We start from the raw sequence: 9,124 nt of genomic DNA on the forward strand, positions 1-9,124 counted from the left end.
AATGAGGCCCTAAGAGCGCTATCGCAATCGCTTTTTTGGGGCTGGTGGAGCTTTCATACCGTCAATTGCAAACGATCAGCGGACTTGAGAAGCTTGAGAAAGCTAGCTCTGCCGAGTTTTCGCTTGAAGCTAGCTATGACGTAATTGCCGTCTTGGGTTTCGAGCAGCCAGAACCGGCCTTCCTTCCTCGCTTCCTGGATTTTACCTGTGCGGAGGATCGAACCATCCGCTTTGTGGTACCCATCGTCACGCTCAGAGTGGTCGAAAGAAATCCCCAAGCATGTATCTTCGGCGATCAGCGCATCGCTGATGAACGCCGTGACGGGCACCGTGTATTTGAGAAAGCTTGCTTGCACTAAACGACTCAGTTGAAAGTCGCTCACCTCCTTACCGTGAAACTCAACTGTAATTACTTCTGGCATCTGGCCGAGACTCCACAACGATTAGAGAACTGTTTTTGTATCAGTGCAGTGCCTTTGAGCACCCGCGAGCGCCATCACCTGCCCAGTCACACACGACGTAAAGGCTATTTAGTGTTTGCACCACCAGATATCCTTGAATCTCTTGGGAGGTCATGATGACGGACGTTCGAATCGGCTCCCCATCATCGAAGCGTTTCTCTCGGTCACCAAAAACTACACCTCTCAAAAAGCGCTCTCCCGGGCCATACTCGACGGAAGATAAGTAACCAGTAATCTCGAGATTTAACTCCGCCTGCATCGCTTTGCTTACGCTCTTGGGAATAGCGGACGGAGGTGTATCAACGGGTTTGTGTGTGGCGAGCGGTACACTGCGTTTGACCATTTGAAACCTCTTGTATTCGCCTAGCTCGTATTGATTTTTGCAGTCGAGTACGTCGACGCCATCGACCCAAGTTGCATGCGCAGAAGACTGAACGACTGGACTCATCTCATCAGACTTCGACCACTAGATTCGGCACGAACCCAGTACGCTCACCCGGATATCCTCGCGGATTCGAAAGGACTCGGCAGCCCGAGACGACAGTGTCGACGGCATGGTGGGTGTGGCCAAATACCCACATATCAGCTTGAGCCACCAAGTCGTGCCACTGATTGAAGTAAGCCGCGCCCAAGTGGCCTTCGTGACCATCACCCGCGACATCCTGAATCGGGCAGTGATGAGTAACCACCACCGTCTTGCCGTCGAATTGCTTAGCTAGCTCAGTCGCCAAGAATTCACGAGTAATGATGTTTCGTGCGATTAGATCGACAGGACGAAGCTTGCTATACCCCTCACCGATGCGGATGCGCTTGAAGTCGTTCATCCACTCGGCGCTCACTCTCATCGCCGCGTTGTAGTCCCCAGTCGCAGTGAAATCTGTCCACGCCGTTGCTACCAAAAACCTGGTGCCGCTGATGATGAGAGTTTGATTGTCCAGTACGTGCACATTCTCTGCAGCCGCAGCGCGCATCTTGGTCAGCGTTCGATCGAGATGGCCTTTGTAGTACTCATGGTTGCCACAGGCATAGATCACTGGGCAATTGAACGTCTCGTTTGCCCAAGCTACCCCGCGACTACGCACAGAGATGTCGCCGGCCAGCACGACCAAATCGCACTCCGTCGCAGGAGGATGGAAGTCCGCGAACTCCAGGTGCAGATCTGAGTAGATCAAAATTTTCATCGGATCAGTTGGTTCCTGTTGAACGCTGATCGTGTCTCCGATACGTCCAAATGGGACAGCAAATCAAAAAGAGATCGAGACTTCGCTCATTCGGCTTTAGCCGGCTACGGTCGAGAGATTCGAATCACTCAACGTCACCCAGGCTCGACGCATTTCGTCTTCATCTGCGATTCCCACATCTTCCAGTTTCAGACGTTCAATTAGCTCCGCACGGAGTTCGTCGAGGCTAACCTCGCCATTGACATAGCGTTGCAGTCCGACCATTTGTTCAGCGGAATACCTCACTCCCTCGAGTGCCTGACAGCCGATTTCTGCGGCAACAGCTTTGCGACGTCGCTCAAGTTCATCCTCATCGATTTGCATGTCGCATCTCCAGAAGCCTAAGCCTTCACAAAACGAGGATCCGGGCAGTGACTGCACCCGCTCGTTAACTGTGAAGCGTGGTTTATCGACCATTCCTGTGACCTGACCTCAGGTCGGTGGAGGTTCGCGAACACTTATATAAGTTTGGCCCGTCACAGTTACGAATTCATAGATCGGTGATTCAGTGTCAGAGTCTTGCAATCTGATTTCTGAAAGAGGTTCCATTAGATGGTGGTCTTGCCGGTTCATCCACGGTGGGGAGATGAGATACACCTTGTTAACAGAAACAAATTCGGAATCTCCCGAACGGCATATGGTTTGAATCGATTCTGCGTCGCTGACGAGTCGCATGCTTGGCCCGAGAGCCCCATCGAAGAACCCAATTCCTTCGACAAGAAAGGAATATTGATTGTGAGTTAGATCAACGGATTTCCATAGCAGAAGGTTTTCATCAGGCATTCTGAATCTGCCCTGCACCTGACTCTCGCTTGTTCTAAACACAAAATACTCCTGGATACCAGACTATTTGGGCGCCGTTGAGCCTGAAACCATCAGCACTAGATCATATGAAAATCAAGTGCTCTTAAATAATAGCCTCACGGATTGGATGCATGTGGAATACCGATAATGCACTTCTGATAATCGACGTATGCGTGTGCGTGTGCCGTCAATCCATCGGTCTATATATTGGTCTCTGCAAATTTAGTACTCGTTGTTTCCAACAACTTAAATCACGCGAAAATTGGAGACCTTGTGCGCTCGCTCCACACCTTGGCTAAAAAATTGATGTCCCTGCCAAAACGACTACATCCGCATCACGCATAGCAGGCAAGAAATCCTGGAACTCAAGGCGGAGGTCTGACAGCAAGTGAATTCTCAAACCCTCACCTCCTTGGTCACAGTGTCAATTTATGTCTAATGTTTTAAGGGAGTCGAAATCGAGACGAGCGTTGACCGTGCAAGATCGAAAATTTGCATCCTTAAACACTATTAATTTCACATGACCAGTATATGCGGTCGATGAAATCAAAGCAACATGGCTTTATCCCTTCCTTTTGGGGATGGACGATGTCAATGAGGCGCGCCTTCGGCGTCACGCTGCGAGCTCTGCGAAAAGCAAAGGGCATGAGTCAGGATGAATTTTCTGAAGCTATGGGTCGTCACTACACGAGCTGGCTTGAGAACGGAAACTCAAGCGTTACGTTAGATAAACTCGTTGCCATTGCTGCTGTTCTGCAGGTTGAACCACTTGTGATCATCGCTTTGTGCGAATCAGTCCGGAGTGGACAAGGTGTTCAGGAAACGCTAGAGGGAGCTCTTACGCAGACCACCCTCCTCACCCAAAACGGGTTGCTCGAAGCATTTCAGAAAGAGGTTGATCGAACGCAGACGGCAGAAGGTCTATCAAATGAATCGCGTCAGAGACTGACTGAAGAAAAGATTGCAGCCCTTCTACAAACGGGCTTGGATCAAAAGAGTATCGCTGAAAATCTTGAGCTCAGTCCGGCCACTGTGTCCAGATATTGCAAAAGGATTCGGGCGAGGGGATAGCATTCGCATCATGCCCCCCCACTAGCAGACTAACTCCCCTTGTCACAACTCCAATTCTGCTTGCTCAATTTGCCTACCACTCTCCCGACGACAAATGGGCTTTTGCACCTCAAATGTCAATGTTGACACGCTGAGCGCTGAGCAATCAGGCTGAGGGGGCCATCGCAACTTACTGAATTTAAGATAGCTTTCATGCCCTTCCTGCATTTGTCATCAAACGGTCGTGTGGTATAAGAAGGTCAACGGTGACCGCAGCAACTTCAGTTTCGGCTGGCTGCCCGAGCAGCGCGGGCAGTACGGCTCGTGCCTGACCCAGGTCGACTTCAAGGCCAAGAAGGTCATGCCGCGCCCCTCGATCCGCGGGATGATCGCGCGCACCTACTTCTATATGAGCAAGCAGTACAGCCTCAAGCTGTCGAAACAGGACCGCCAGCTGTATGAAGCCTGGAACAAGACCTACCCGCCGCAGCCCTGGGAGCGCCAGCGCAATCAGCGGGTGGCCTGTGTGATGGGCCACGGCAATGAATTTGTCGGCCCGGTGAACCTCAGCGCCTGCGGCTGACCCTCACGCCAGCGCCTGCAGGTAGGCGCTGGCTTGCTGGTAACGGGCCAGACGCGCCATGTCTTCAGGGCCGGGCATGGCGATGCGCGAGAGGTCGCTGTTGTCGGCAAGGTCGGCGAGCTTGACCACCCGCGCCAACGGGTCGCCGCCGAGGCGGATGACAAATGCCTCGTAGCTTTCCTCATCGCGGCGGCTCAGCGCCTGCACCGCCGCCAGGATCTTCAGGGCAAAGCCCTCACGGGCCAGGTCCGCCAGGGTCATGGGTGAGTCTTCGAGCACATCGTGCAGTACCGCGACGATGCGCTGCTCGACGGTCGAGACCTGCAGCATGACCCGCAACGGGTGCAGGATATAGGCTGCGCCGCCTTTGTCACGCTGCCCCTCGTGTGCCCTGGCTGCCACCGCAATGGCCCGCTCCAGCGTAGACATAAGGACCTCCTGCTCAAGGTTCGCGCCGGTTGAGGCGCGCCATGCTGTAGACATCCGTCAACCTGCCATCTCGCATAGCATAGTCACGCAATTGTCCTTCGACTTCAAAGCCATGGCGTCGGTAAAGCGCCAGCGCCGGTTCATTGTCGGTATAGACGGTCAGTTCGGCGCGCTGCAGGGTAATGGCGGGGGATGCTTCCTTCATCACGGCTCTCCTTGCGTAGAGCCGTGAGTGTACGGGGCCGGGAAAGCTGCTGGCTAGCGCGGCGCGTCGTGCTGGATGACGATGGAGTCAGTGCCCAGGCGCGCCATCACATCGGCCTGCCTGGCTTCAGCTTCGGCCTTGCTCGGGAACGGACCAAGCAGCACCACAGGTTTACCGTCGCGGTACACCACCGACGACGGGATCTGCTTTTCGATCAGGCGTGCAGTCATGTCGCTCAGCGCGCCCATGTTCGCACCTTGCACGATTTCGACATCCCAGCCCTCGGGGGCAGGTTTATCCGCAGCTGCCTCGGCACTGCGCTGCAGCTCGGCACCACCGCAGGCTTCGCGAATGCGCAGGTTGCTGCCCTTGTCGGCGAGGACGATGTCGTAACTCTCGCCCTGCTTGAAGGCTACATAGCTGCGGTAAGGCAGGAAGGTGCCGGCGTCATCTTTGCTGCGTACCTGACCGCAGATAGTGCCCTGCTTGTCGATTCGCACATTGCCGAACTTGGCCGTCTTGGGGTTGGGCAACTGCTCGGCAATTTGCTTGTGCACGCCTTCGACTGCATTTTCGCAGCCGGCCAGAGCCAGTACTGCCATTACCATCGCCACTTTGCGCACGCGTCTATCTCCTGGATACAAGCGGCGGATTTTAGCATTGCCAGGCACGGCAAAGGTTACAATCGATGACCTTGAGGGCCCTATCGCCGGCAAGGCCAGCTTGTGTCTTCAAGGTTCGGTGAAAGCAGAATTGCAAATGCAAAAAGGGCGATCCTTTCGGATCGCCCTTTCTGTCGAGATTTGGTAGGCACAATTGGACTCGAACCAACGACCCCCACCATGTCAAGGTGGTGCTCTAACCAACTGAGCTATGTGCCTGCTGTGGGGCGCATAATACGCAGATAACCACTTGTCGTAAAGCTAAATTTCATAAAAAAATCAGCAACTTTAGTCTTTCGCTGAAAACCCCGGCCTGCTCCTTCGCGCCCGCGCACCGAGCGGGCACGAAGTCATGCAAGAACACTAGATGACATTGGCACAGAACAGATTGTGATTACCGTCTGCCGCACTACCGCGCACCACCAGGGCATACTTGCCCGAGCGCAGGCTGTTGAGCGGCAAAGGCGCAACCTTGACGAGCTCCATGCCAGGCCCATGGAGATCTGAACGGACGATTTCATTCATCGAGAAAGCGGGCTTGCCACTCAAACCATCGCAACCACCCGCATAGAGATAGGTAAACAGTCGAGCAGGAAGTGTCGTTGAATCGGGCACACCGCTGACAGCGATCCGAATCCCCGTCTCGTTACCCATCGGTACCAGAGTGGCATGGGCAATATGCCCGGCGTTGTAGTGGGTAGCATTCAGCGGAACGCTGACTACCTGATGATCAGGCCCTGTAGCACAACCTGAGATCCACCCAGCGGCCAACACCAGCACCAGGGAAGATAGAATCTTCATCGTAGGACTCCTTACAAGCAGTACGCATGAAAGTTATCCCCCAGTTAATTCTAGCGTTGCTGTCTGTTTGGGCTGTTCTTCGGATGGCCGGTCCCTGGCGGGACGGAACTGCAGAAACAAAAAAGGCGACCCTTTCGGATCGCCTTTTTGGCACCGCCAGCAGGGGCGGATTTGATGTGGTAGGCACAATTGGACTCGAACCAACGACCCCCACCATGTCAAGGTGGTGCTCTAACCAACTGAGCTATGTGCCTGCTGTGTGGCGGCATTCTACGGAATCGGCAGACAGTGTCAACTCTTTTTTTCAGCCTAAGCCACTGAATATCAAACGTATTTGTGAAAACGGGGGGTAAAGGATTTTCAACACACGACTAGCGGGTGTTTATTATTATTGATAGCATCGGTACAGTCGTAAAAAATATAAAACAGAGGTTTCGCAGCATGGCCAATACCCCCTACCCTCAGTCCTACTACGCCGCATCGGCCAATCCGGTACCGCCGCGCCCGGCGCTGCAGGAAGAGGTTCAGACCGATGTCTGCGTGATCGGCGCCGGCTACACCGGTCTGTCCAGCGCCCTGTTCCTGCTGGAAGCGGGCTTCAGTGTGACCGTGCTGGAAGCCGCCAAAGTCGGTTTCGGCGCATCGGGCCGTAACGGTGGCCAGATCGTCAACAGTTATAGCCGCGACATCGACGTCATCGAGCGCACCGTCGGCCCTAAACAGGCCCAGTTGCTCGGCCAGATGGCCTTCGAAGGCGGGCGCATCATCCGTGAGCGCGTGGCCAAGTACAACATCCAGTGCGACCTGAAGGACGGCGGTGTATTCGCCGCCCTGACCGCCAAGCAAATGGGTCACCTGGAGTCGCAAAAGCGCCTGTGGGAACGCTACGGCCACACCCAGCTGGAACTGATGGACCAGAAGCGCATTCGTGAAGTGGTCGACTGCGATCAGTACCTGGGCGGCATGCTCGACATGAGCGGCGGCCACATCCACCCGCTGAACCTGGCCCTGGGCGAAGCCGCTGCGGTCGAGTCACTGGGCGGCAAGATCTACGAGCAGTCCCCGGCAGTACGCATCGAGCGTGGCGCCAACCCGGTGGTGCACACCCCACAAGGTAAAGTGCGCGCCAAGTTCGTCATCGTTGCCGGTAACGCCTACCTGGGCGGCCTGGTGCCGGAGCTGGCGGCCAAGTCCATGCCGTGCGGCACCCAGGTGATCACCACCGAGCCGCTGGGCGACGACCTGGCGCGCAGCCTGCTGCCGCAAGACTACTGCGTCGAAGACTGCAACTACCTGCTCGACTACTACCGCCTAACGGGCGACAAGCGCCTGATCTTCGGTGGTGGCGTCGTCTACGGTGCCCGTGATCCAGCGAACATCGAAGCGATCATCCGTCCGAAAATGCTCAAGGCTTTCCCACAGCTCAAGGACGTGAAGATCGACTACGCCTGGACCGGCAACTTCCTGCTGACCCTGTCGCGTCTGCCGCAGGTCGGCCGTCTGGGCGACAACATCTACTACTCCCAGGGTTGCAGTGGCCACGGCGTCACCTACACCCACCTGGCGGGCAAGGTGCTGGCCGAGGCCCTGCGTGGTCAGGCCGAGCGTTTCGACGCCTTCGCCGAACTGCCGCACTACCCGTTCCCGGGTGGCCAGATGCTGCGCGTACCGTTCAGCGCCATCGGCGCCTGGTACTACAGCCTGCGCGACCGTCTGGGATTCTAAGCCCAGGCCCGGCCGGTGCCGTCACTGCCCCAAGGCGCTGACGGCCTGCCGGGCCGCTTGTTCCTGGCCCGCCTGGGCCAGGTCATTGGCCGCCTTCAGCCAACGCTGACGGTCAACCTGGGCTGGCAACTGGCCCGGCTGCTGCACCAGCACCGCCCAACTCCCCTGCTTTTTCCACGCCGATGTGAAGTCGTCGAAGTCCATCAACAGGCGTCGATTCATTCCCGAACGCAGCAATACTCGCTCTTTGTAGCGGTCGTAGCCGATCAGCAAGGCATAGCGCGGCTCACCCCAGAAGGTTGAACCCTCTTCGAAGCGCAACAGCACCGGATTACCAGCGGCCACCTGGGTCAGCAGCGCGCCCAGCTTTGGCTCCAGCGGGTAGACCACCATGCCGTATTCACGGGCGGTGTTCTGCATCGAGTCCTGGAGTTTATCCACGCCTTTGGGCAGCCCCAGGGATTGTTCGAGCAGACCTGGCGTGATGCGTACGCCCTGCTGCGACAGCAATGCCGCCAACGCCATGGGCGCACTCTGGTTGGCATTGCCGCGATAGAACGGCACCGAGCCGATTTCCACGCGCTGCGCCAAGCCATCTTTGCTGGGCAATGGCGCTTCACTCGCGCAACCGGCCAGGGCCAGCGCCATCGCGCAGGCCACCAGCAGGCGACGCGGGGTAACCGAAGTGAATGAGGTAGACAGTGGCAGCATGAACACTCGCTTGTGCTGATGCCCGGCAGACAGCGCCCGGCCCTGGGGTGCGATCATAGGCCGGCAGGCCGCGTGGGTATAGTGGGGAGACGGCTTAGAACAAAGCGGCCCAAGGACTTGGACCATCGGTCAATAGCCTGCAACATGGCTTCGGCTAGACTCTAGGGGTGTCCGCGTGGCCAGCATCATGGGCTGGTCGGGGACCTGAGGAGGCATACATGAGCCTGACAATGGCAATCTTCATGCTGGTCGGCGCCTGGTTGAGCGTCGCCGCAGCCATGCTCTGGGGCGTGCTGCGGATTGCCCGCCGCCATCACCCGCATCATACCTTGCCGAAGAAAACCAGTGAGGCGGTGCCGACGCGTCGTAGCCGTCGGCATGCCAATGCGCATTGATTCCTGAACAGCATCGGGGGGGGGGGGGGGGGGGGAGGGGAAGGGGGGGGGGGGGGGGGGGGGGGTAGGGGGTGATTT

At 56.6% G+C, this 9,124-nt stretch carries 13 protein-coding genes and 2 tRNA genes; 4 read left to right on the plus strand and 11 right to left on the minus strand.

All coding sequences use genetic code 11. From position 1 onward, the window contains the following. Positions 1-53: 53 nt before the first annotated feature. The 4 genes from ACO6VD_RS22420 to ACO6VD_RS22435 all read right to left on the minus strand — a co-directional run bounded on the left by ACO6VD_RS22420 (position 54) and on the right by ACO6VD_RS22435 (position 2,005). Complete coding sequence (locus ACO6VD_RS22420; protein ID WP_422422196.1) at positions 54-422, minus strand: hypothetical protein; 369 nt, start codon at positions 420-422, stop codon at positions 54-56. 40 nt (positions 423-462) lie between these two features. Continuing rightward, a complete protein-coding gene (locus ACO6VD_RS22425; protein ID WP_422422197.1) occupies positions 463-804 on the minus strand; it encodes a hypothetical protein in 342 nt (113 codons plus the stop codon). A gap of 109 nt (positions 805-913) precedes the next feature. Next, positions 914-1,642: a metallophosphoesterase family protein gene (locus ACO6VD_RS22430; protein ID WP_422422198.1), complete on the minus strand. Its 729-nt coding sequence runs from the start codon at positions 1,640-1,642 to the stop codon at positions 914-916. Positions 1,643-1,738: 96 nt separating this feature from the next. Then, the gene (locus ACO6VD_RS22435) at positions 1,739-2,005 is read right to left on the minus strand and encodes an antitoxin VbhA family protein (RefSeq protein WP_422422199.1); all 267 of its coding nucleotides are present in this window, start codon (positions 2,003-2,005) and stop codon (positions 1,739-1,741) included. Between the two features lie 1,074 nt (positions 2,006-3,079). Between ACO6VD_RS22435 and ACO6VD_RS22440 the strand changes: the two genes are divergently transcribed. Together ACO6VD_RS22440 and ACO6VD_RS22445 are read left to right on the plus strand one after the other, a co-directional pair. Then, complete coding sequence (locus ACO6VD_RS22440) at positions 3,080-3,556, plus strand: helix-turn-helix domain-containing protein (RefSeq protein ID WP_422422200.1); 477 nt, start codon at positions 3,080-3,082, stop codon at positions 3,554-3,556. 205 nt (positions 3,557-3,761) lie between these two features. After that, positions 3,762-4,118 carry an endonuclease gene (locus ACO6VD_RS22445; RefSeq protein WP_422422209.1) on the plus strand — a complete coding sequence of 119 codons (357 nt, stop codon included), beginning with the start codon at positions 3,762-3,764 and terminating at the stop codon, positions 4,116-4,118. Positions 4,119-4,121: 3 nt separating this feature from the next. On the opposite strand, the gene ACO6VD_RS22450 is transcribed toward ACO6VD_RS22445, so the two are convergent. The 6 genes from ACO6VD_RS22450 to ACO6VD_RS22475 form a co-directional block, all read right to left on the minus strand. Further along, complete coding sequence (locus ACO6VD_RS22450) at positions 4,122-4,547, minus strand: GTP pyrophosphokinase (RefSeq protein WP_422422201.1); 426 nt, start codon at positions 4,545-4,547, stop codon at positions 4,122-4,124. Positions 4,548-4,560: 13 nt separating this feature from the next. Beyond that, positions 4,561-4,752, minus strand: a complete 192-nt coding sequence (locus ACO6VD_RS22455; RefSeq protein WP_422422202.1) for a hypothetical protein — start codon at positions 4,750-4,752, stop codon at positions 4,561-4,563. Positions 4,753-4,805: 53 nt separating this feature from the next. Next, positions 4,806-5,375 carry an SPOR domain-containing protein gene (locus ACO6VD_RS22460; protein WP_422422203.1) on the minus strand — a complete coding sequence of 190 codons (570 nt, stop codon included), beginning with the start codon at positions 5,373-5,375 and terminating at the stop codon, positions 4,806-4,808. Positions 5,376-5,556: 181 nt separating this feature from the next. Continuing rightward, positions 5,557-5,633 (minus strand) — tRNA-Val (locus tag ACO6VD_RS22465). A 144-nt stretch (positions 5,634-5,777) separates the two neighbouring features. Further along, positions 5,778-6,215, minus strand: coding sequence for a hypothetical protein (locus tag ACO6VD_RS22470; protein WP_422422204.1), 438 nt, complete (start codon positions 6,213-6,215; stop codon positions 5,778-5,780). 177 nt (positions 6,216-6,392) lie between these two features. Then, positions 6,393-6,469: transfer RNA gene (locus ACO6VD_RS22475), tRNA-Val, on the minus strand. Positions 6,470-6,656: 187 nt separating this feature from the next. Here ACO6VD_RS22475 and ACO6VD_RS22480 point away from each other — a divergent pair. After that, positions 6,657-7,940 carry an NAD(P)/FAD-dependent oxidoreductase gene (locus ACO6VD_RS22480; protein ID WP_400173624.1) on the plus strand — a complete coding sequence of 428 codons (1,284 nt, stop codon included), beginning with the start codon at positions 6,657-6,659 and terminating at the stop codon, positions 7,938-7,940. A gap of 21 nt (positions 7,941-7,961) precedes the next feature. Here ACO6VD_RS22480 and ACO6VD_RS22485 read toward each other — a convergent pair whose 3' ends face one another. Further along, complete coding sequence (locus ACO6VD_RS22485; protein WP_422422205.1) at positions 7,962-8,708, minus strand: peptidase C39 family protein; 747 nt, start codon at positions 8,706-8,708, stop codon at positions 7,962-7,964. A gap of 161 nt (positions 8,709-8,869) precedes the next feature. Here ACO6VD_RS22485 and ACO6VD_RS22490 point away from each other — a divergent pair, with 161 nt between their 5' ends. Beyond that, a complete protein-coding gene (locus ACO6VD_RS22490; RefSeq protein ID WP_400173622.1) occupies positions 8,870-9,046 on the plus strand; it encodes a hypothetical protein in 177 nt (58 codons plus the stop codon). The last annotated feature ends 78 nt before the right edge of the window (positions 9,047-9,124 follow it).

The organism is Pseudomonas sp. GZD-222, from assembly GCF_049310525.1.
Taxonomy (GTDB): domain Bacteria; phylum Pseudomonadota; class Gammaproteobacteria; order Pseudomonadales; family Pseudomonadaceae; genus Aquipseudomonas.

Excerpts from the sequence above, each read along its gene's own strand:
- ACO6VD_RS22420 (WP_422422196.1), bottom strand. The coding sequence starts at position 422 with ATGCCAGAAGTAATTACAGTTGAGTTTCACGGTAAGGAGGTGAGCGAC.
- ACO6VD_RS22425 (WP_422422197.1), bottom strand. The coding sequence starts at position 804 with ATGGTCAAACGCAGTGTACCGCTCGCCACACACAAACCCGTTGATACA.
- ACO6VD_RS22430 (WP_422422198.1), bottom strand. The coding sequence starts at position 1,642 with ATGAAAATTTTGATCTACTCAGATCTGCACCTGGAGTTCGCGGACTTC.
- ACO6VD_RS22435 (WP_422422199.1), bottom strand. The coding sequence starts at position 2,005 with ATGCAAATCGATGAGGATGAACTTGAGCGACGTCGCAAAGCTGTTGCC.
- ACO6VD_RS22440 (WP_422422200.1), top strand. The coding sequence starts at position 3,080 with ATGAGGCGCGCCTTCGGCGTCACGCTGCGAGCTCTGCGAAAAGCAAAG.
- ACO6VD_RS22450 (WP_422422201.1), bottom strand. The coding sequence starts at position 4,547 with ATGTCTACGCTGGAGCGGGCCATTGCGGTGGCAGCCAGGGCACACGAG.
- ACO6VD_RS22455 (WP_422422202.1), bottom strand. The coding sequence starts at position 4,752 with ATGAAGGAAGCATCCCCCGCCATTACCCTGCAGCGCGCCGAACTGACC.
- ACO6VD_RS22470 (WP_422422204.1), bottom strand. The coding sequence starts at position 6,215 with ATGAAGATTCTATCTTCCCTGGTGCTGGTGTTGGCCGCTGGGTGGATC.
- ACO6VD_RS22480 (WP_400173624.1), top strand. The coding sequence starts at position 6,657 with ATGGCCAATACCCCCTACCCTCAGTCCTACTACGCCGCATCGGCCAAT.
- ACO6VD_RS22485 (WP_422422205.1), bottom strand. The coding sequence starts at position 8,708 with ATGATCGCACCCCAGGGCCGGGCGCTGTCTGCCGGGCATCAGCACAAG.
- ACO6VD_RS22490 (WP_400173622.1), top strand. The coding sequence starts at position 8,870 with ATGAGCCTGACAATGGCAATCTTCATGCTGGTCGGCGCCTGGTTGAGC.